General features: G+C 66.8%; 15 protein-coding genes. 9 read left to right on the forward strand and 6 right to left on the reverse strand.

Features of this window, described 5'->3' with window-relative positions:
• The first annotated feature begins 67 nt into the window (after nucleotides 1-67).
• Nucleotides 68-1,120: an Obg family GTPase CgtA gene (gene cgtA, locus ACZLIB_RS06450; RefSeq protein WP_049398916.1), complete on the forward strand. Its 1,053-nt coding sequence runs from the start codon at nucleotides 68-70 to the stop codon at nucleotides 1,118-1,120.
• A gap of 206 nt (nucleotides 1,121-1,326) precedes the next feature.
• On the opposite strand, the gene rpsT is transcribed toward cgtA, so the two are convergent.
• The gene (rpsT, locus tag ACZLIB_RS06455) at nucleotides 1,327-1,596 is read right to left on the reverse strand and encodes a 30S ribosomal protein S20 (protein WP_005408560.1); all 270 of its coding nucleotides are present in this window, start codon (nucleotides 1,594-1,596) and stop codon (nucleotides 1,327-1,329) included.
• Nucleotides 1,597-1,713: 117 nt separating this feature from the next.
• Between rpsT and murJ the strand changes: the two genes are divergently transcribed.
• From murJ to ACZLIB_RS06490, 7 genes are all read left to right on the forward strand, one after another.
• Complete coding sequence (gene murJ, locus ACZLIB_RS06460; RefSeq protein WP_125895443.1) at nucleotides 1,714-3,318, forward strand: murein biosynthesis integral membrane protein MurJ; 1,605 nt, start codon at nucleotides 1,714-1,716, stop codon at nucleotides 3,316-3,318.
• 75 nt (nucleotides 3,319-3,393) lie between these two features.
• Nucleotides 3,394-4,341 (forward strand): bifunctional riboflavin kinase/FAD synthetase, encoded by a 948-nt coding sequence (locus ACZLIB_RS06465; RefSeq protein ID WP_032127582.1) that lies wholly within the window; start codon nucleotides 3,394-3,396, stop codon nucleotides 4,339-4,341.
• Nucleotides 4,338-7,169 carry an isoleucine--tRNA ligase gene (gene ileS, locus ACZLIB_RS06470; RefSeq protein ID WP_197610257.1) on the forward strand — a complete coding sequence of 944 codons (2,832 nt, stop codon included), beginning with the start codon at nucleotides 4,338-4,340 and terminating at the stop codon, nucleotides 7,167-7,169. Before ACZLIB_RS06465 ends, ileS begins: the two co-directional genes overlap by 4 nt.
• Nucleotides 7,169-7,693, forward strand: a complete 525-nt coding sequence (lspA, locus tag ACZLIB_RS06475) for a signal peptidase II (RefSeq protein ID WP_153856385.1) — start codon at nucleotides 7,169-7,171, stop codon at nucleotides 7,691-7,693. Before ileS ends, lspA begins: the two co-directional genes overlap by 1 nt.
• Before the next feature lie 27 nt (nucleotides 7,694-7,720).
• On the forward strand, nucleotides 7,721-8,671 hold the full coding sequence (ispH, locus tag ACZLIB_RS06480; protein ID WP_019337505.1) for a 4-hydroxy-3-methylbut-2-enyl diphosphate reductase: 951 nt from the start codon (nucleotides 7,721-7,723) through the stop codon (nucleotides 8,669-8,671).
• 222 nt (nucleotides 8,672-8,893) lie between these two features.
• Nucleotides 8,894-10,777: a M61 family metallopeptidase gene (locus tag ACZLIB_RS06485; RefSeq protein ID WP_478469422.1), complete on the forward strand. Its 1,884-nt coding sequence runs from the start codon at nucleotides 8,894-8,896 to the stop codon at nucleotides 10,775-10,777.
• Entirely contained in the window at nucleotides 10,774-11,439 is a 666-nt protein-coding gene (locus ACZLIB_RS06490) for a lysoplasmalogenase (RefSeq protein WP_478469424.1), read from the forward strand. The genes ACZLIB_RS06485 and ACZLIB_RS06490 overlap by 4 nt, the downstream gene beginning before the upstream one ends.
• A gap of 83 nt (nucleotides 11,440-11,522) precedes the next feature.
• On the opposite strand, the gene ACZLIB_RS06495 is transcribed toward ACZLIB_RS06490, so the two are convergent.
• The 5 genes from ACZLIB_RS06495 to ACZLIB_RS06515 are packed head-to-tail and all read right to left on the reverse strand — an operon-like array spanning nucleotide 11,523 to nucleotide 17,496.
• Nucleotides 11,523-12,242 (reverse strand): hypothetical protein, encoded by a 720-nt coding sequence (locus tag ACZLIB_RS06495; RefSeq protein WP_032127576.1) that lies wholly within the window; start codon nucleotides 12,240-12,242, stop codon nucleotides 11,523-11,525.
• Nucleotides 12,239-13,195 (reverse strand): hypothetical protein, encoded by a 957-nt coding sequence (locus ACZLIB_RS06500; protein ID WP_478469425.1) that lies wholly within the window; start codon nucleotides 13,193-13,195, stop codon nucleotides 12,239-12,241. The genes ACZLIB_RS06495 and ACZLIB_RS06500 overlap by 4 nt, the downstream gene beginning before the upstream one ends.
• Before the next feature lie 46 nt (nucleotides 13,196-13,241).
• Nucleotides 13,242-16,040, reverse strand: a complete 2,799-nt coding sequence (locus ACZLIB_RS06505) for a TonB-dependent receptor plug domain-containing protein (RefSeq protein ID WP_071227738.1) — start codon at nucleotides 16,038-16,040, stop codon at nucleotides 13,242-13,244.
• A gap of 11 nt (nucleotides 16,041-16,051) precedes the next feature.
• Nucleotides 16,052-17,020 carry a FecR family protein gene (locus tag ACZLIB_RS06510; protein WP_032127573.1) on the reverse strand — a complete coding sequence of 323 codons (969 nt, stop codon included), beginning with the start codon at nucleotides 17,018-17,020 and terminating at the stop codon, nucleotides 16,052-16,054.
• The gene (locus ACZLIB_RS06515; protein WP_229301228.1) at nucleotides 17,017-17,496 is read right to left on the reverse strand and encodes an RNA polymerase sigma factor; all 480 of its coding nucleotides are present in this window, start codon (nucleotides 17,494-17,496) and stop codon (nucleotides 17,017-17,019) included. The genes ACZLIB_RS06510 and ACZLIB_RS06515 overlap by 4 nt, the downstream gene beginning before the upstream one ends.
• A 286-nt stretch (nucleotides 17,497-17,782) precedes the next feature.
• On the opposite strand from ACZLIB_RS06515, the gene ACZLIB_RS06520 reads away from it, so the two are divergent.
• Complete coding sequence (locus tag ACZLIB_RS06520) at nucleotides 17,783-20,656, forward strand: autotransporter domain-containing protein (RefSeq protein WP_182267445.1); 2,874 nt, start codon at nucleotides 17,783-17,785, stop codon at nucleotides 20,654-20,656.
• The last annotated feature ends 38 nt before the right edge of the window (nucleotides 20,657-20,694 follow it).

Genomic DNA, 20,694 nt, shown 5'->3' on the forward strand with positions numbered 1-20,694 from the left:
GGCCAGCGGCTGGCATAACATTCAAGGCGACGGCAGGCAGGCCGCGCCCATCGCAGGCATCGAAACAATGAAACTGGTAGACGAAGCAGAAATCGAAGTGTTCGCCGGCAACGGCGGCAACGGCTGCATTGGCTTCCGTCGCGAGAAGTTCATTCCGCTCGGCGGCCCGGACGGCGGCGACGGCGGTGCGGGCGGCAGCGTGTACATCCGCGCCGACGAAAACCTGAACACCCTGGTCGACTTCCGCCATGACCGCATCTTCAAGGCGCAGCGTGGCGAGAACGGCATGGGCCGCCAGGCCTATGGCAAGGGCGGCGAAGACCTGACCATCACCGTGCCGGTCGGCACCGTGGTGATCAACGTCGCCACCGATGAAATCATCGGCGACCTGACCCGGCATGGTGATCGCCTGCTGGTGGCGCAGGGCGGTCGTGGTGGCCTCGGCAACATGCACTTCAAGAGCTCGACCAACCGCTCGCCGCGCCAGGCGCTGCCGGGCGAGCCGGGCGAAGAGCGCACGCTGAAGCTGGAGCTGAAGCTGCTGGCCGACGTCGGCCTGCTGGGCTTCCCCAACGCTGGCAAGAGCACCCTGATCCGTGCCGTTTCGGCGGCGACGCCGAAGGTGGCCGATTACCCGTTCACCACGCTGTACCCGAACCTGGGTGTGGTGAAGGTGGAGAACTACCGCAGCTTCGTGATTGCCGACATTCCCGGCCTGATCGAAGGCGCTGCCGACGGTGCCGGCCTGGGTGCGCAGTTCCTGCGCCACCTGCAGCGCACCCGCCTGCTGCTGCACCTGGTGGACATCTCGCCGATGGAAGGCGGTGTGGAAGGCATTTCCCCGGTCGAGCAGGTGCGCGCGATCGAGCGCGAACTGGAAAAGCATGATCCGGAGCTGCTGCAGAAGCCGCGCTGGCTGGTGCTGAACAAGGCCGACCTGATGTTCGAAGACGAAGCGAAGGCTGCGGCCGAACAGATCGTCGCCGAGCTGGGCTGGAAGGAGCCGTGGTTCCTGGTCTCCGCGCTGGGCCGCGAAGGTACTTTCCCGATCATGAGCCGGATCATGGCCTTCTTCGATCGCCAGAAGGAAGACGAGCTGGAAGCCCGCAACGCGCAGTAATGCTGTTGTGGTTCCATGCGAAAAACCCGGCTTCGGCCGGGTTTTTTTGTTGTGGTAGTGCCGGCCGCTGGCCGGCAACGTCGATGGGTTGCCGGCCAGCGGCCGGCACTACCGGATCGCGTGGATCGCAGGCAACAAAAAACCCGGCCGGGGCCGGGTTCTTTTGTCTGCTGCCCTGCCCGAAGGGGCAGGGCGGCAACGCCGGATCAGGCGGCCTTGAGGGCCTTGATGCGGTCGTTCAGGCGGCTCTTGTGGCGAGCAGCCTTGTTCTTGTGGATCAGGCCACGCGCGCTGAAGCGATCCAGGATCGGCTGGGCAACGGCGAAGGCGGCTTCGGCGCCGGCGGCATCGTTGGCGTCCAGCGCCTTGATCACTTTCTTGACAGCGGTGCGCAGCATCGAGCGCTGAGCCACGTTGCGCGCGTTGCGCACGACGGTCTGCTTGGCGCGCTTCTTGGCGGACTTGATATTGGCCACGGTGGTGGTTTCCTGAAAAAATCGGTGTTATGGGAACAGCAAGCTAGCTAGTATGATGGCCCGAGAAATGCACGTCAAGTCGATTGTCAAGAGGGACGCTGAGTGAGTTCACCGAAGATGTTGCGAGGCCTGCTGTCGTTCAGCAGCATGACCATGGTCTCGCGGGTGCTCGGACTTGTCCGTGACCAGGTGATCACCACCACGTTCGGCACCAATGCGGTTACCGATGCGTTCTGGGTTGCCTTCAGGGTACCCAATTTCCTGCGCCGGTTGTTCGCCGAAGGCTCCTTCGCCACCGCTTTCGTGCCGGTGTTCACGGAAGTGAAGGAAACCCGCAGTCATGCCGAGCTGCGTGAACTGATGGCCCGCACCGCCGGCACCCTGGGTGGGGTGCTGATGCTGGTTACCGCGCTGGCGCTGATCTTCGCGCCGCAGCTGGCGGTCGCATTCTCGAGTGGTGCTGATACCGACCCGGTCAAGCAGACCCTGCTGGTCGACCTGTTCCGCCTGACCTTCCCGTTCCTGTTGTTCGTCTCGTTGACCGCGCTGGCCGGTGGCGCGCTGAACAGCTTCCAGCGTTTCGCGATGCCGGCGCTGACCCCGGTCATCCTCAACCTGTGCATGATCGCCGGTGCGCTATGGCTGGCGCCGCAGCTGGGCGGCACCCCGGAAAAACAGATCCTGGCGCTGGGCTGGGCGGTACTCGCCGCCGGCATCCTGCAGCTGCTGTTCCAGCTGCCCTCGCTGAAGGGCATCAACCTGCTGACCCTGCCGCGCTGGGGCTGGCGCCATCCGGGCGTGCGCAAGGTGCTGACGCTGATGGTGCCGACCCTGTTCGGTTCGTCGGTGGCGCAGATCAACCTGCTGCTGGATACCCTCATCGCGGCCAAGCTGACCGACGGCTCGCAGTCGTGGCTGTCGCTGGCCGATCGCTTCCTGGAGCTGCCGCTGGGTGTGTTCGGCGTGGCGCTGGGCACGGTGATCCTGCCGGCGCTGGCCCGCCATCACGTCAGCACCGACCGCGAGGGTTTCTCGCGCTCGCTGGACTGGGGCCTGCGGATGACCCTGCTGATCTCGGTGCCGGCCATGCTGGGCCTGCTGCTGCTGGCCGAGCCGCTGATCGCCACTCTGTTCCAGTACCGCCAGTTCACCGCCTTCGATACCCGCATGACCGCGCTGTCGGTGTACGGCCTGAGTTTCGGCCTGCCGGCGTTCGCCCTGCTGAAGGTGGTGCTGCCGGCGTTCTATGCCCGCCAGGACACCAAGACCCCGGTCCGTGCCGGTGTGGCCGCGCTGGTGGCCAACATGGTGTTCAACTTCGCCCTGCTGGCCGTGCTCTACCAGGTCATGGTGCCGGACGAGCTGAAGGCGCAGGGCGTGATGGCGGCCATCGGCAAGCAGCCGGGCCTGCACCTGGCGCTGGGCATCGCCAGCGCACTGTCCAGTTACCTGAACCTGGGCCTGCTCTGGTACTGGCTGGGCAAGACCGATGTCTACCAGCGCCGGCCGGGCTGGGGCGGCTATCTGGTGCGGCTGCTGCTGGCCTGTGCGGCCATGGTCGGCGTGCTGTTGGCCCTGCTGCATTGGGTTCCCGACTTCACCGTCATGGACAAATGGCACCGTATCGGTGGCCTGATGCTGCTGGTCGGCGGCGGTGGCGCGACCTATGCGGTGGCCATGCTGGCGATGGGCTTCCGCCCGCGCGACCTGCGTGGGCATTGATCGCGGCCCGTGGCGGCTATACTTCAGGGTTACACCATTGAAGCGGCGGCCCCGGTCGGGCCGGAACGAGAGTTGATGAGCAGGCTGTTCAGAAGCGTCGAGGGCGGGGAGCTGTTCCCCAACGGAAGCGTGGTCTGTATCGGCGCATTCGACGGCCTCCATCTGGGCCATCGTGCGCTGGTGCGCCATGCGGTTGCCCGCGCGCGCGCCTTGGGCGTGGCCGCCGTGGCCGTGGCGTTCGAGCCGCTGCCACGTGAATTCTTCGCCCAGGGCACGCCGCCGCCGCGGCTGACCCTGGCGCGCAGCAAGGTCGAGATCCTGCGCGAGCTCGGCGTCGATGCGATCGGCCTGCTGCGTTTCGACGCAGCGATGGCGGCGATGCCGGCCGAGACCTTCGTGCGCCAGCTGCTGGTCAATCGCCTGAGTGCGCGTGAGGTCTGGATCGGGCCGGAGTTCTGCTTCGGCAACCGCCGCCGCGGCGACCTGGCCCTGCTGCAGCAGCTCGGCGCCGAGCTCGGCTTCAGCGCCGGCGAGATCGAAGCGGTCGATCTGCACGGCGAGCGCATCTCCAGCACCCGCATCCGCCAGCTGCTGCAGGACGGCGACTTTGCCCGTGCCGGCGACCTGCTCGGCCGCCCGTATGCGATCAGCGGCCGGGTGGTGCGTGGGCGCCAGCTCGGCCGCACGCTGGGCTTCCCCACCGCCAACCTGCGGTTCCCGAAGACCCCGGCGCTGTCGGGCATCTACGCGACCTGGGTGCACGGCGTGTTCGACCAGCCGTGGCCGTCGGTGTCCAGCTTCGGCACGCGGCCGACGGTGGACGGCGTGGAGCCGCTGCTGGAAGCGCACCTGTTTGATTTCCAGGGCGACCTGTACGGGCGCCACATTGACGTGGAGTTCGTCGCCAAGCTGCGCGACGAAGAGAAATTCAATGATCTGGCGGCACTGACCGACCAGATGCACCGCGACGCCGAACAGGCGCGCGCCATCCTTTCCGAACATAGATTGCGAGCCACTGCGTGAGCCAGGACTACAAGACCACCCTGAACCTGCCAGCCACCGAATTCCCGATGCGCGGCGATCTGCCCAAGCGCGAGCCGGGCATTCTGGCGCGGTGGGAAGAACAGGGGCTCTACCAGCAGCTGCGCGACAACGCCGCCGGCCGCCCGCTGTTCGTGCTGCACGACGGCCCGCCGTACGCCAACGGCCGCATCCATCTCGGCCACGCGGTCAACAAGATCCTGAAGGACATCATCGTCAAGTCGCGCTACCTGGCTGGCTTCGATGCGCCCTACGTGCCGGGCTGGGACTGCCACGGCCTGCCGATCGAGATCGCGGTCGAGAAGAAGTGGGGCAAGGTCGGCACCAAGCTCGACGCCGTCGAATTCCGCCAGAAGTGCCGCGAGTTCGCCGAAGAGCAGATCAACATCCAGCGCGTGGACTTCAAGCGCCTGGGCGTGACCGGTGACTGGGACAACCCGTACAAGACCTTGAGCTTCGACTTCGAAGCCAACGAGATCCGTGCGCTGGCCAAGGTCGTGGCCAACGGCCACCTGGTGCGTGGCGCCAAGCCGGTGTACTGGTGCTTCGACTGTGGCTCGGCGCTGGCCGAGGCCGAGATCGAATACCAGGAAAAGGAATCGCCGGCGATCGACGTGGCCTACGCCGCGCGCGATGCGCAGGCCATCGGCCAGGCGTTCGGCGTGAGCGTGCCGGCCGATGTGGAAGTGGCCGTGCCGATCTGGACCACCACCCCGTGGACGCTGCCGGCTTCGCTGGCGGTGTCGCTGGGCGCGGAGATCAACTACGTGCTGGCCGAAGGCCCGGCGCACAACGGCAAGCGCCGTTGGCTGGTGCTGGCCGCGGCCCTGGCCGAGCGCGCGCTGCAGCGCTATGGCGTCGAAAACGTGGTGCTGCACGGTGAAACCACCGGTGCCGCGCTGGAGAACCAGCTGCTGGCGCACCCGTTCTACCCGGAGCGCGAGATCCTGGTGCTCAACGGCGACCACGTCTCCGACGAGGACGGTACCGGTGCGGTGCACACCGCCCCCGGCCACGGCCAGGAAGACTTCGTGGTCAGCCAGAAGTACGGCCTGCTGGACAAGTACAACGCTGGCCAGGTGACCCCGATCGACGGCCGTGGCGTGTACCTGGAATCGACCCCGCCGGCCGGTGACGTGGTGCTGGCTGGCCAGCACCTGTGGAAGGCGCAGGAGGCCATCGTCGGCGTGCTGCGCGACAACGGTTCGCTGCTGGCCTTCCACCCGATCCGCCACAGCTACCCGCACTGCTGGCGCCACAAGACGCCGGTGGTGTTCCGCGCCACCCCGCAGTGGTTCATCTCGATGGACAAGGCCAACCTGCGCAACGATGCGCTGGCCGCCATCGACACCGTCGGCTGGTTCCCGACCTGGGGCAAGGCGCGCATCCAGAGCATGGTCGACGGTCGTCCGGACTGGACCATCTCGCGCCAGCGCACCTGGGGCGTGCCGATCGCACTGTTCACCCATCGCCAGACCGGCGAGATCCACCCGCGTTCGGTGGAGCTGATGCAGCAGGTCGCCGACCGCGTCGAGGCTGAGGGCATCGACGTGTGGTATTCGCTGGATGCTGCTGAACTGCTGGGCGCCGAAGCGGCCGACTACGAGAAGGTCACCGACATCCTCGACGTCTGGTTCGACTCGGGCGTGACCCATGAAGGCGTGCTTGCGGCGCGTGGCTTCGGCAAGCCGGCCGACCTGTACCTGGAAGGTTCCGACCAGCACCGCGGCTGGTTCCAGTCCTCGCTGCTGACCGGCGTGGCGATCGACAAGCGCGCGCCGTACAAGCAGTGCCTGACCCACGGCTTCACCGTGGACGAGCACGGCCGCAAGATGTCCAAGTCGCTGGGCAACGGCATCGAGCCGCAGGACATCATGAACAAGCTGGGCGCGGATATCCTGCGCCTGTGGATCGCCTCGGCCGACTACAGCAACGAGATGTCGCTGTCGCAGGAGATCCTCAAGCGCAACGCCGACGCCTATCGTCGCCTGCGCAACACCGCACGCTTCCTGCTCGGCAACCTGGACGGTTTCGATCCGGCCCAGCACCTGCAGCCGCTCGACCAGATGGTCGCGCTGGACCGCTGGATCGTGCATCGCGCGTGGGAGCTGCAGGAGAAGATCAAGGCGGCCTACGACGGCTACAACATGGCCGAGATCGTGCAGCTGCTGCTGAACTTCTGCAGCGTGGACCTGGGCTCGCTGTACCTGGACGTGACCAAGGACCGCCTGTACACGATGCCGACCGATTCGCACGGTCGCCGTTCGGCGCAGAGCGCGATGTACCACATCGCCGAAGCGTTCACCCGCTGGGTGGCGCCGATCCTGACCTTCACCGCCGACGAGCTGTGGGGCTACCTGCCGGGCGAGCATGCCGGACACGTGCTGTTCACCACCTGGTACGACGGCCTGGCGCCGCTGCCGGCCGATGCCCAGCTCAACGCCGCCGACTTCGACCAGCTGCTGGCCGTGCGCGAGCAGGTGGCCAAGGTGCTGGAACCGATGCGTGCCAACGGCGCGATCGGTGCTGCGCTGGAAGCGGAAATCACCATCGCCGCCAGCGAAGAGCAGGCCGCGCGCTGGCAGCCGCTGGCCGATGAACTGCGTTTCCTGTTCATCAGTGGCGACGTGCAGGTGCGCCCGGCGACCACCGACGAGGTGTTCGTCAGCGCCCAGCCGACCACCAAGGCCAAGTGCGTGCGCTGCTGGCACCACCGCGCCGACGTCGGCAGCAACGCCGACCATCCGGAACTGTGCGGCCGCTGCGTGAGCAACATCACCGGTGCCGGCGAACTGCGGAGCTGGTTCTGATGAGCGCCGCACGTCCGCATCCGAACGCCCTGGTCTGGCTGCTGCTGTCGGCCGCCATCATCGGCCTGGACCAGTGGTCCAAGGCCTGGGTGTTGTCGAGCCTGCCGGAGTTCCAGCCGGTGGTGGTCATCGACGGCTTCTGGAACTGGTACCGCACCTACAACACCGGTGCCGCGTTCAGTTTCCTGAGCGACGCCGGTGGCTGGCAGAAGTACTTCTTCACGGCGCTCGCGATCGCCATCAGCGGCCTGATGGCCTGGTGGCTGCGTAGCACTGCGCGCGGCAACTGGAAGGCGGCGGTGCCGTACGCGCTGATCATCGGCGGCGCGATCGGCAACGTGATCGACCGCCAGGTGCATGGCCATGTGGTCGATTTCATCCAGTGGTACGTGGGCAGCTACACCTGGCCTTCGTTCAACATCGCCGATTCGGCCATCGTGGTGGGTGCCATCGGCATCGCCCTGTTTGGCCTGTTCGACGGCAAGTCCGCCAAAAAGGCGGATAATGCCAATCCGAAACCGTAAGCCGGCCGCTGCCGGGAGATTGAACTGATGGATGTGCTGCTCGCCAACCCGCGTGGTTTCTGTGCCGGTGTCGATCGTGCGATCGAGATCGTCAAGCGCGCGATCGAAACGCTGGGCGCGCCCATCTACGTCCGCCATGAAGTGGTGCACAACCGCTTCGTGGTCGATGACCTGAAGCAGCGCGGCGCGATCTTCGTTGAAGAACTCGACGAAGTGCCGGACAACAACACGGTGATCTTCAGCGCGCATGGCGTGTCCCAGGCCGTGCGCCAGGAAGCCGAGCGTCGTGGCCTGAAGGTGTTCGATGCCACCTGCCCACTGGTGACCAAGGTCCACTTCGAGGTTGCCCGCCACTGCCGTGCCGGCCGTGACGTGGTGCTGATCGGCCACGCCGGTCACCCGGAAGTGGAAGGCACCATGGGCCAGTGGAACCGCGAAGCCGGCACCGGCCAGATCTATCTGGTCGAGGATGTCGAGCAGGTTGCCACGCTGCACATCAACCAGCCGGAAAACTTCGCCTACACCACCCAGACCACGCTGTCGGTGGATGACACGCGCGGCATCATCGATGCATTGCGCGAGCGTTTCCCGGCGATGCAGGGCCCGAAGAACGACGACATCTGCTATGCCACGCAGAACCGCCAGGACGCCGTGCGCGACCTCGCCAAGCGCTGCGATCTGGTGCTGGTGGTCGGTTCGCCGAACAGCTCGAACTCCAACCGTTTGAGCGAGCTGGCCCGTCGTGAAGGCGTGGAGTCGTACCTGATCGACGGCGCGCACGAGATCGACCCGGCGTGGGTGGCAGGCAAGCAGCATATCGGCGTGACCGCCGGTGCCTCGGCGCCGCAGGTGCTGGTCGATGGCGTGCTGGCGCGCCTGGCCGAGCTGGGCGCCAGCGGCGTGGGCGAGCTGGACGGCGAACCGGAATCGATGGTGTTCGCGCTGCCGAAGGAACTGCGCCTGCGCCTGGTCGACTGACCGGGAAGCGCCTCATCCACGCATGGCGTGGATCTACTGAAACTGCTCTGGTGGGTGCGAACCAGCACAAGGTGGCTGCAAATCAGCACAAGGTGGGTGCGAACCTTGGTTCGCACCCTTCTGGGCATGCACGGATGGGCGCGCGCCCATGACCTTTGGCCATGGGGCGGGGCACTTTACAGGCCTAGCATCGGAAGATTCTCCGTTGTTGGAAGCTGTCCGATGAAGACCCGAGCCTTGGCGATGTCGTTGCTGTTCGCGCTGGCGGCCACGCCTGCACTGGCGCAGACCTCGCCACCGGCGAACGCGGCGGCTCCCGGCCTGCTGCGCATCGACGTGGACGCGCGCGATCTGGCCCGGCGCATCTTCAAGGTGACCGCCACCGTGCCGGCCAAGCCTGGCCCGATGACCTTGCTGTACCCGCAGTGGATTCCCGGCAACCATTCGCCCACCGGCCCGATCGACAAGCTGGCCGGCCTGCGCGTGACGGCCAACGGCAAGCCGCTGGCCTGGCAGCGTGACCAGTTCAACGTCTATGCGTTCAAGGTGAACGTGCCCGAGGGCGTGAGCGAGATCGTCGCCCACTTCGATTTCCTGTCCTCGCAGGGCGGCAGCCAGGGCCGGGTGGTGATGACCCCGGAAATGCTCAACCTGCAGTGGAACGCCAACTCGCTGTATCCGGCCGGTGTCGACGCTCGCCAGCTGCAGGCGCAGGCCAGCGTGACCCTGCCCAAGGGCTGGTCGTTCGCCACTGCGCTTGAAACCGCGCGACGCGATGGCGATACCGTCGTCTTCAAGCCGATCTCGTATGACCATCTGGTCGATTCGCCGTTGTTCGCCGGCGAGCACTACCAGCGCATCGATCTCGATCCGGGCGCGAAGGTGCCGGTGCACCTCAATGTGTTTGCCGACGACGCCAAGTCGCTGAAGCCGAGCGAGGCGCAGATCACCATGCACCGCGCGCTGGTGCAGCAGGCCGACAAGCTCTATGGTGCGCGCCACTACAACCACTACGAGTTCCTGCTGGCGTTGACCGACCGCCTCGGTGGCATCGGCCTGGAGCATCACCGCTCCAGCGAGAACAGCGCCGACCCGGGTTACTTCACCGAGTGGGACAGCAACGCGTGGATGCGCGACCTGCTGCCGCATGAGTACACCCATTCGTGGAACGGGAAGTACCGTCGCGGCGCCGATCTGGCCACCGCCAACTTCAACGTGCCGATGGGCGACAGCCTGCTGTGGGTGTACGAGGGCCAGACCCAGTTCTGGGGCCAGGTGCTGGCGGCGCGTTCGGGGCTGTGGTCGACCGCGCAGGCGCGCGACATGCTGGCCAACGTGGCCGCGACCTATGACCGTGGTCGCCCGGGCCTGGCCTGGCGGCCGCTGCAGGACACCACCAACGACCCGACCATCGCCCAGCGCCGCACGTTGCCCTACCGCAACTACCAGATGAGCGAGGACTACTACTCCGGCGGCCAGATGCTGTGGCTGGAAGTGGAGGGCAAGCTGCGCGAACTGAGCGGCAATCGCCGCAGCCTGGACGACTTCGCACGCGCCTTCTTCGGGGTCGGTAATGGCGATTGGGACGTCAACCCGTACACCTTCGATGATGTGGTCGCGACCTTGAACGGCATCGCGCCGTACGACTGGGCGACGTTCCTGCGCGGGCGCCTGGACGGACATGGTTCGTTGACCGGCGGCCTGGAACTGGCGGGCTGGAAGCTGGTTTACCGCGATACCCCGAACGACGCCTACAAGGCGCAGGAAAAGCGCGCGAAGGCGGCGCTGCTGGCGTACTCGCTGGGCGCGACCGTGCTCGACAGCGGCGTGGTCGGCGACGTGATCTGGGACAGCCCGGCGTTCAATGCCGGCCTGGCGCCGGGCATGAAGGTGATTGCCGTTGGCGGCCGCGAGTACAGCAGCCAGCGCTTGAAGGACGCCGTCGCCGGCGCGGCGAAGGACAAGGCGCCGATCGTGTTGCTGGTGAAGCAGTTCGATCGCATCGAAACGATGAGCATCGCCTACCACGGTGGCCTGCAGTACCCGGTGCTGGAGCGCATCGCCGGCAAGCCTGACCGCCTGGCGGACCTGTGGAAGGCGCGATGAAACCGCGCGCCCGCGATGGCGTGATCCTGCTGATGGCGGTCCTCGCCATCATCGGCGCGTTCCTGCATGGTGACGGGCGTTGGCTGCACTGGCTGGCCAAGCCGACGACCACGCTGCTGATCGCTGCCATCGTCTGGCGCGTGCACGATCCCGCGCAGCCGTTCTACCGCCGCGCGGTGCTGGCCGGCATGCTGCTCTCGTGCGTGGGTGACATCGCGCTGATGTTGCCAATGGATGCGTTCGTACCGGGGCTGGTCGCATTCCTGCTGGCGCATGTCTGCTACATCATCGCCTTCCGCGGAGGCCTGCGTGCCGGGCGTGGGCTGGTCGGCGCCAGCGTCCTGCTCGGTGCGTTTGCCGTGCTCAACGTGCTGGGCCTGTGGTCACACCTGCCCGCACCGATGCGTATTCCGGTGCTGGCGTACGTGGTGGTGCTGGCATCGATGGCGGTGCTGGCCCTGGCACGGCAGTGGCGCCGCCCGCAGCCTGACGCCATGGAGGCCGCCAGTGCCCGTTGGGCCGCCGCCGGTGCGTTGCTGTTCGTCGCCAGCGATTCACTGCTGGCCTGGGACCGCTTCGCCGGCGGCCTGCCGCTGGCCAGCCTGCTGGTGCTGTCCACGTACTACGCCGCGCAGTACGCCATCGCGCGCTCGGTGAAATAGAAAAAGGGGACGGAGGGGATTAAGTCGCAAACCGCACCAAGGCACATACGACTTAATCCCCTCCGTCCCCTTTTTTGTGTGGCCTACCGGCGGCTCACGCCGCGCAGGGCGCCCTGCGCATCGAACTGCAGGCGCACGGATTCGCGGTCACCGGCGACTTCGTCCGGCAGCCATACCAGCTTGCCGGCTTTGCGCACGATCACGTAGACGTGGCCGACTTCAGATGCGGGGTTCTGCAGCGCATTGCGCTGTTCCTGCAGCGCCTGCGCCACGCGCGGAACAGCCTCGAAATCGATGCTGGCCAGGGATGTGCTGCTGCGCTGCAGGCTGATGGTCGGCGCAAACTGCTGCGGGTTCACCGGATTGCCCTTGCGCCATTGGCCACGTTCAAAGTGATAGCTGTCGACGTGGCCCGGCTGTTGCGGATCGACCAGATCGAGGTTGATGCGGCCATCGTCGTAGAAGTGGATGCTGTGGAAGACCGTCAGCCGCTGGCCGGCCAGCGCTGGCATCTGCTCCAGTGCCTGACGGGCAGCCAGCAGGTAGTCCGCATCGAACAGGCGGTTGTTGCGCTCGGGCGCTCCAGCGGTGCTCGCGGCGGGGAAGGGCGCCGGGGACGGCACAAGCGATGCGGATTGCTCGCGCGGCGACTGGGACGAGACGGAGGCAGGCAACCGGTCCGGCTGTACCGAATGCCCCAGCGTTTCGCTGATGGTCTGCAGGGCGCCTCCGGCAACGGCCACGCCCGCCAGAACCAGCAACAGTACCAGGAACACGGTGCGGGTTGAGGGCGGCTGTTTCATACTCCCTCCAGGCGCACGTTGCTGTGGTCATCCGGGTCGTACAGCAGCGTCACATGCTCGCGCGGGATGTTGGCCAGTTCAATCAGCGGGATGAAGCGGCGCACGCGAGCCTGCTGCACGTTGCCTTCGCGGTCGATGTATTCCAGCTGGAACTCCACCTGCGGCTGTTCGTTGAGGTAGGTGCCGGTCTGACGCACCTTCAACACCCTGGCCTCCACGCCGATGCCGCGATACTTCAGCGCATCGCCGCGGGCATCGGCGTGCAGCAGGCGGCCGAGCAGGCGCAGGCCCAGCGCATAGCCACACAGCACCAGCGGGCACACCAGCAGCGGGTGACCGAACGACAGGAAGGTCCAGCCCAGCCCCTCGCTCTGCAGCTGGTAGGCCCACACATAGGCAGCGGCAACGATGGCGATGCCGAGTGCTGCACCGATGCCGCGCCGCCACAGGCTGGCGACATTCAGTTCGGGCTGGGCACCGTCCAGCACGATGTTGGGGAATGCTCCGGGTGTCCGGCCCAGGCGTGCATCAATGTGCCTGCCGGCCTCGAAGCGATGCAGCTGGGGTTTGCTGTCGACCACCAGCATCTGTTCGCGGACCGGCGTACCGGACAGGTTCTTGAAGGACAACTGCAGTTTCCATTGCGCGAACCCACGTACCTGCACGCCGGTCTGTTCGGCCTGCTCGATCAGCGCACTGCGCGGTTCACCGTCGGCAAGGATCGACTGCACCCGGTGCAGTGCGCGTGGCGGCCCCAGCAACAGGTAGTGCAGGAAGGCGAACAGCAGCATCAGCCACAGGACCATCGACAGTGCGAGCAGCAACAGTGCCAGCCACGGTGCGCTGCGGTCGACCAGCGCTACCGGCCACGAAGTGCCGAAATAGAGAATGCAGGGAAAAGGCAACGCGAAGAACAGCAGGAACGCGCCCCAGAACCAGAGATAGGCTTTCATGGGGGAAGGGGACCGCGGTGGAACAGGGCGCGTAGATTACTACGCTTCAGCGGAACTGCAGGGTAAGCAGGTAGTAGCGGCCGAGCGGATCGTCCAGCCCGGGCATCTGCCCGCCATTGCCGACCAGATAGTTCACCGGTTGCGTGTCCAGCACGTTGTGCACGTCCAGTGCTGCAACGATGCGCGGCCCCAGCCGGCGTGCGAGGTGCAGGTTCCAGCGCAGCTGCCGTGGGTTCATGCAGTGGTTCCGGTCGACCTGCTTCTGCGGGCACTCCGCCCCCGGCAGCCAGGCACGCGTGCGCCCGATCTGGTTGCCGCGTAGCGCGATGTCCCAGTTGCTGTTCTGCCATTGCACGTTCAACACCGCAGCCAGCTCGGGTGTCACATGGCCACGCAGGTCCACGGCGGCCTCATGGTCACGGCGGCGAAGCAGTTCCTGCTGCTTCAGCGCATCGAGCGAAAACAACCATTGGCCGTTGCTGCCGCTGTCGATGCGGTACTCGCCACGCAGCACCCAGTTGCGGGAGGTGGTGCGGCCGATGTTGTCGAACGACAGGCGCAGGCTGCCCAGGTGGCCGTCTTCATCCAGTTCCCACGTGCTGCGGTTCCACACCGCATCGCTCGGCTGCAGGGCGAGGATCTCGTTGCGCAGTTCCACGATGTTGTGGGTCAGCGACAGCGAGAATGTGTCGTTGGGCGTCCACGTGGCTGCCAGCGAATGGCTGCGTGATCGTTCGGCCTTCAGTGCATCGTTCTCAACCACGTTGGCCGTGACGCTGCAGCCGCCACCACGCGTGGCGATCGCACATTCCGGAAGGGCACTGGACACCGGAAGCGTGATCGAGCCGAAGTAGCCGGGAGGCCGCCGTTGCTCGAACAGGCTCGGTGCACGATAGCCGCGCCCGCTGGCCAGCAGGAACGACCAGTGCGGCGTCGGGCTCCAGCGCAGCCCGGCACGAGGCGAGAACGCCATGAAGCCGCCGTCGCGGTCCCAGCGTGCAGCCAGGTCCGCGCGCAGCGTGGGGGCCAGCGGCAGGCCCAGCTCGGCGTAGACGCCACTGCTTTGTCGCGACAGGCGGCGTCGCTGCTGTGGCAGGCCCAGCGCAAGGTCGCCCTGGCTCAGCAGTGCGTCCGGGCGCGAGGTCCAGCGTTCATGGCGCAGGTCGATGCCGGTGGCCAGCTGCGCATTGCCGCCGGGCATTGCCATCAGCTCACGCTGCACGCCCCACCAGCCCTGCCATTGTGCGGTGCTGCCGCGGTTGCGGATGGACGGAAACAGCGTGTCCGCCTCGGCCGCCGGCGGCGCGTCGAAACCGGGAGTGAACCTGCGCGCCTGCGTTGCTTCAAGCAGGCGTGTCGTGCGCACGGTGCCTGCAGTGGACAAGGTCACGTCGCTGCGCTGCGCGCTGATGCCCGCCTCCCAGCTGCGCCGGCCCTGGTCGCGGCCGATGCCGAAGGTAAGGTCGGCATCGGTGGCGCGGACGCTGGGGCGCACGTTGCCGGCCTCACGCAGCACACTGTTGAAGGTGATTCCGCGCGAGACCACCGCAACGGCGGTCGGGCCCAGATCGAAGCGCTGGCGGTTGTGACTGGCCCGCGCCTCGACATAGGCATAGCGTCCCTCACCACGTTCATGCCGGTAGTGCAGGAAGGCCGACGCGGTATCCGAGGCGGGCTGCAGCGACCGCGGCCGCGCGCTGTCAAACCAGCAGCCATCCTCGCGCCGCTTCAGGGGCGGCTCGCAGCGCCGGGCGGGCACGTACCAGTTGCCGAAGATTGCGCCGATCGGATACAGCGAGGTTTCCGCGTGCCAGTCACGCTGGTCACCGGCGACATGTTCAACACGGTGCAGATCGAGTCCGGCAAACCAGCGGTCCCCGTTGCCACGCGCGCCGCCCGTGGCGGCCTGCAGGCGGTACTGGCCCGCATCGCCGCGGCTGCTGAGCCCGGTCTGCAGCATGGCTTCGGGCCCATCGGCCTGGTCGCGCAGGATGATGTTGACCACGCCGGACATGGCGTCGGCCCCATAGATGGCCGAGGCACCACCGCGTACCAGTTCGATGCGGTCGACGAAGCTCAGCGGAATGCCGCCGAGGTCGGTGAGCCCACCCTGTTCCAGCGACACCATCGGATAGCGCGGCAGGCGCCGGCCGTTGACCAGGAACAGCGTCGCCCGCGGGCCCATGCCGTCGAGACTGGTGGTGGCCGCTGCGCCCACCGGCAGGTACTGCGAATCGCCGCCGCGCGAGGTGCTCATGGCCGGATGGCCGTTCATGCCGGGCAGGTGCCGCAGCAGGTCGAACAGATTGCCGTAGCCGCTGCGCAGGATATCGTCGCGATCGATGGTGGTGACCGGCAGTGTGGTCTGCACCGAAGAGCGCGGCAGCCGGCTGCCGGTGACATGGATGGGCGCCAGTTCCACCTGGTGTGGCGTGTCGGCGGACTTGGGAGCCGGGCGCGGCAGGCGCGGGGCTGCGACCGCTTTCGGCGGCGTGGCAGGGGGCTCGGGATGGACGCGCCGCACGACAAAGGCACCGGATGAAGTGCGCAGGATGTTCACCGGCAGGCCGGCGACCAACTGCTTCAGGGAGGCCCCGGTATCGCGTTGGTCACGGCTGCCGCCGGTGCGCAGATCATCCAGTTCACGTGCGTCGAACAGCAGGGCGGTGCCACTCTGCCGGGCCCATTGCTGCAGTGCCGGCACCAGTGGGCCAGCGCCCACGTCGATCTCCAGCGTGCCGGCGGGCTCGCCGGCATCGGCCATCGGTAGTGCGGCAACACCCAGTGCAAGGCATAGCAGGGCGCGGAGCAGCCCCCACTGCAGCGCACCCGGACCTGCCTTCACTGCCGGTCTCCTCAGTAGGTGCGGCGCAGTTCCAGCGCGCCATCCGGACGCGTCTGGCCAGCCACGGACCAACCCAGTTCCAGCGCCGACAGCAGCTCCTGTGCATCACCGGCGCGGAAGGTGCCGCTTACAGCCAGGTCGGTGATCTCCGGATCGACGATAACCAGTGGCGTGCGGCCATAACGGTTCATGCGCTCGACCACGATCGACAGTGGCGTGGCATCGAACACCAGTTGCCCACGCAGCCAGCCTTCAGCGGCTGCGTTGGACGAGAGGGCAGGGCCCGGCTGGATACGGCCGGAGGGCAATACCTGCAGCTGTTGGCCGGGTGCCAGCGTGTGCTGCGCTGCGCCGTTGCTGACTTCCACGGCACCTTCCAGCAGTGCGACCTCGACCAGGCCGTCGCGCAGGCGTTCCACCTGGAAGGTCGTGCCGATGTCGCGGATCGTACTGCCGCCGGCGTGCAGCTGCAGCGCCTTGTTCGACGGAGCGACCTGCAGTTGCAGCCGACCCCGCTCCAGCACCAGATCACGATGGCGCCAGCCGAAGCGGGCGCGGAGGGTGGTGCCGGCATCCAGCATGGCGACGCTGCCATCGGCCAGCGTCTGCTGCTGTGCCTGGTGCGAATCATTGGCGTAGACCTGTGGCGTCGGGTTGCCGTCGACGGCAACCATCCAGCCGATGCCGATCGCCATGCAGACACCGGCGGCAGCGGCCACACCCGGCAACCAGCGCCGGCGCGGCGGACGCGCCGCCCGTGCCGCGGCGGTGCGCAGCCAGGGGTCAGCCGCAAGCTCCGCACCCTGCTGGAACAGGGTTTCGGCCTGCACCCAGGCTTTGACGTGGGCCGGATCTTCGGCCAGCCAGTCCTCGAACGTTTCGCGTTCGGCCGATGTGCAGTCCGGGGCTTCCAGGCGGGCTACCCAGGCGCTGGCGCGTTCAAACAGCTGTGCATCATCCCTGTGCGGGGTGCCACTCATTGGCCGTCCCTGTCGTTGTGCAGCGGATCCGATCCCAACTCCTGACGCAGGCCCTGCAGGGCCCGGGCGATATGTTTTTCCACGGTCTTGGCAGTAATTCCACAATGCCGCGCGATCTGGGTGTAGCTCATGCCGGTGATGCGGTTGAGCAGATAGACCTCGCGTGCGCGTTCGGGCAGCTTGAACAGGGCCTGCCGCAGCAGGGACAGCATCTGCCCTGACTCGGCCTGGCGCAATGGATCGGGCGAGGAACTGGACGGTTCGTCGCTGCCATCGTGTTCGGCCAGCGGCAGATGCGGCCGCGACTGCGGCGAGCGGCCGCGGTCTGCCAGGCGGTTGCGGGCGATACGATACAGCAGCAGGCGCAGTTCGTCCGGGCCCTGTGCGCGATAGCGGATCAGCCGTTCCATGCAGTCCTGCGCGATATCCTCCGCATCCTCAGGCCCGACCCCCCGCGTGCGCAGGAACGCGCACAGCGGTGCGCGCTCTTCGCGTACGAACGCGATGAAGGCATCCGCAGGTGCGAGCGGCTCCGGCGCGCGATGGATCAGGGGAGACGGGGTGGACAGGGCTGGCCTCGACTGTCGGTGGCGAATGCGTCATCGAGTTTTACGCGACGATGACCGGATGGGGAAGAGTGTGCATCGATCAGATTCTCATTGTGAATGTATTCATTTTTCAGGATCCGTTCCACTGGGGGAGATCGCCCCGCTGCGGCGTTGATCGTTCTACCCGCGTGTTGCGGGTGGAGAGAGAGAACGCATGAAGTATTCGAAGTTGAGCCTGGCCCTGGCCGGGCTGATGGGCGTTGGCGCCATCGCGGCAGCTGATGACGTCATGGCAATGAGTTATCACGTGCAGGACGATCGCGTCTTCCTCAGCGGCGGCGTCACCGTCGCCGATGTGGTGGCGCTGCCCGCACTGCTGGCCAAGGCGCAGGCTGAAGGCCGTCCGATCCGCGAAGTCGTGCTGCGAACGTCCAACGGTGGCGCGCTGATCGCCGGCGAGTGGCTGCAGGCGGTGATCCGTACCCAGGGCCTGGACACCATCGTGTCCGGCCACTGCATTTCGTCCTGCTCGATCATGCAGTCCGGTGGCGTCAACCGTTACCTCGGCGGCGATCTGCCGCTGGTCGACTCGGTGCAGATCCATGCCGCCAGCAGTGGTGGCAGGATCACCTATGCGCCGTCGCCGCGCATGACCCAGATCTACACAGGCAACTACGGCGGTGGCATGGATGCGGGCCTGTTGCACAAGGCCATGTATGAAGTGGTGCAGCCCAATGGCCTGCTGGTATTCCGCGACCCGGCGCGTACCACGGGTACGTCGGTTACCTTCGATCCGGATGGCAGTGGCAGCAAGCTGGAGTCATTCCCGGGCCAGGATATCCGCAGCAACAGCATCATCAACACGGCGGGCTATCGCGATCCGGGCGACACCCTTCGTGTCACCAGCAACGTCAGCGGCGACATCAACCCGGGCTACCTGCGTACCGCGCGCCAGCTGCAGGCCTTCGTCGACGACGATTTCGCGCGCTGGAATACCGACTGGGCCAGCACCTACATCAACTATGCGGTGAGCCTGTACAACTTCTCCACGCGGGGGGCGAACGGTATCGGCGCGCAGTCGTTGCAGCAGCTGCTCGCCGACCCCGACCTCCAGGATGAACTGCGCGGCCAGCTGCGGCTGGCCGATCTGGATGCCTCGACCCTGGCCAACTCCGCCGGCGTGATCCGTGTCAGCAATGGCGCCACCTGGCGCACCGCTGAAACCACCGGCGCCGATTTCATTCTGGTGGACAACGGCACCATCGCACTGGAGGGTGGTGCGCTGCGCACCCCCGAGCTGCGGGTGATGCCGGGCAGCATCGTGGTTGGCCACGGTGATATCGCATCGGTCGGCACCGACAGCGATGCGCTGCTGGATGGCACCGGCCCGTCCTACCGCGAAGATGGCTTCAACCGCCTGCGCGTGTTCGGCACGCTGATGCCGCGCGGTGGGGATCTGGTGACCCACGGCTACGTCAACATCATGCCCGGCGGCCAGGTGCTGTTTGATGTTACCGAAGCCGGTGGTACCGGCAGTGGCCGCCTGCGCGTCGGCAGCTTCTACGACGGCGGCACCGAGGAGGGCGCGCTGGTGATCGCGCGGGGCGCACACCTTGCGTTGAATGTGGCCCAGGGCTTCTATGCCGGTGCCTACCGCCGCGATCTGGTGGAAGGGCCGATCTACCAGGGGGGCTTCCAGGATGTCGTGCGGCTGGGGGACGCCGGATACAGTGCCAGCATCACTGCCGGTGAAGTGTTCCGCCCGCGCCACAATTCACTGCTCAGCTTCAACGTGAAGCAGACGGCCGATGGCCTGTGGCTGACCGCCAACCCGGGCTTTGACCAGCTGGGCCTGTTCGCCAATGGCACGTCCGGCGACGGCCTGGGCCGCGCGCTGGCGACCGCCTCCGATCGCCAGGACAAGGGACTGAGATCGCTGCTGGGCGCACTGCAGTTCGCCGACCGCGATGTGATCGCACAACAGGCCGGTGCCCTGCGCGGTGATGCGCACGCCAGCCTGCGACTGGCCGACACCGCGCTGGTGGGCAGTATCGGCAACGTCGTGCAGCAGCACCAGTCGGCCATGCGCAGCGGCGGTGATGCCGATGGCCTGGCCTCGCAGGTGGCGCAGTCGGTCTCCTCCCAGCCGGGCATGCGCCATGGCAGCCTGTTCAACCAGCTGGCGATGCACCTGGTCGAGCCGGCGTCGGGCAGCGTTGCGGGCAGCGGTGATGCTGGACGCAGCCACGGCATCTGGGCACGTGGTTTCGCCAGCCATGGTCGCATCGATGCTGACGGTGGCGTGGCCGGCCTGAGCCACACCATCGGTGGCATCGTGGTCGGTGCCGATACCCGCGTGGCCGATGACCGCGTGACCCTGGGCGTCAGCGTGGCCGCGGCGGACATGTCGACCAAGGCCAGCGATGGCTCTGGTTTCACTGGTGACGTGCGTGCGCTGGACGTGGGCGGCTACCTCGATGCGACGTACGCGCGCGGCTATCTGTCGGCGGCCGTGCGCTACACCGATCTGCGCCACGATACGCGTCGCAGCATCAACGGCATCGATGGCCTGCAGCAGCCACTGCGCGCCAAGTACAGCAACGATGCGATCTCCGCACGGGTGGAACATGCGTTCTCCTTCACCACCGCCAAGGGCCTGGTGATCCAGCCGTTGCTGCCGGTGGTGGACTACGCGCGCACCTCGGCCACCCGCTTCAACGAAGGGCAGGGCGCCGGTGCGCTGGTTGGCCGCAGCGGCAGCCTGGAGAGCATCCGCGTGGGTGCGGGTCTGCAGCTGTTCAAGACCTTCGAGGGCAACAACGGCGAGCGCATCACCCCGCGTGCCCGCGTGGTCTGGCAGAAGGAGCTGGGCGATTCACAGGCGCGCTACAGCACGGGTTTCGCTGCGGCCCCGGACCTGGTGTTCGGTGCCAGCAGCCAGGCGGTGGGCGAGCAGGTGCTGGCCTGGAACTTGGGTGTGACCAGCCGTGCCAGCGAGCGGCTGTCGATCATGGCCGATTACGTGGGTGAGCGCCGCGACGGGCAGATCCAGAACGGCGTGATGCTGGGCCTGGGCTACAAGTTCTAAGTGGCACCCGGCACCGGCGATGAAGGCATCGCCGGTGC

The organism is Stenotrophomonas sp. 220_Sma, assembly GCF_056487375.1.

What these genes read in the sequence shown, in the direction of transcription:
- ACZLIB_RS06510 (WP_032127573.1), bottom strand. Translation starts at nt 17,020, where the DNA reads ATGAGTGGCACCCCGCACAGGGATGATGCACAGCTGTTTGAACGCGCC.
- ACZLIB_RS06465 (WP_032127582.1), top strand. Translation starts at nt 3,394, where the DNA reads ATGAGCAGGCTGTTCAGAAGCGTCGAGGGCGGGGAGCTGTTCCCCAAC.
- cgtA (WP_049398916.1), top strand. Translation starts at nt 68, where the DNA reads ATGAAACTGGTAGACGAAGCAGAAATCGAAGTGTTCGCCGGCAACGGC.
- ispH (WP_019337505.1), top strand. Translation starts at nt 7,721, where the DNA reads ATGGATGTGCTGCTCGCCAACCCGCGTGGTTTCTGTGCCGGTGTCGAT.
- ACZLIB_RS06500 (WP_478469425.1), bottom strand. Translation starts at nt 13,195, where the DNA reads ATGAAAGCCTATCTCTGGTTCTGGGGCGCGTTCCTGCTGTTCTTCGCG.
- ACZLIB_RS06485 (WP_478469422.1), top strand. Translation starts at nt 8,894, where the DNA reads ATGAAGACCCGAGCCTTGGCGATGTCGTTGCTGTTCGCGCTGGCGGCC.
- ACZLIB_RS06495 (WP_032127576.1), bottom strand. Translation starts at nt 12,242, where the DNA reads ATGAAACAGCCGCCCTCAACCCGCACCGTGTTCCTGGTACTGTTGCTG.
- ACZLIB_RS06520 (WP_182267445.1), top strand. Translation starts at nt 17,783, where the DNA reads ATGAAGTATTCGAAGTTGAGCCTGGCCCTGGCCGGGCTGATGGGCGTT.
- ACZLIB_RS06490 (WP_478469424.1), top strand. Translation starts at nt 10,774, where the DNA reads ATGAAACCGCGCGCCCGCGATGGCGTGATCCTGCTGATGGCGGTCCTC.
- murJ (WP_125895443.1), top strand. Translation starts at nt 1,714, where the DNA reads ATGTTGCGAGGCCTGCTGTCGTTCAGCAGCATGACCATGGTCTCGCGG.
- lspA (WP_153856385.1), top strand. Translation starts at nt 7,169, where the DNA reads ATGAGCGCCGCACGTCCGCATCCGAACGCCCTGGTCTGGCTGCTGCTG.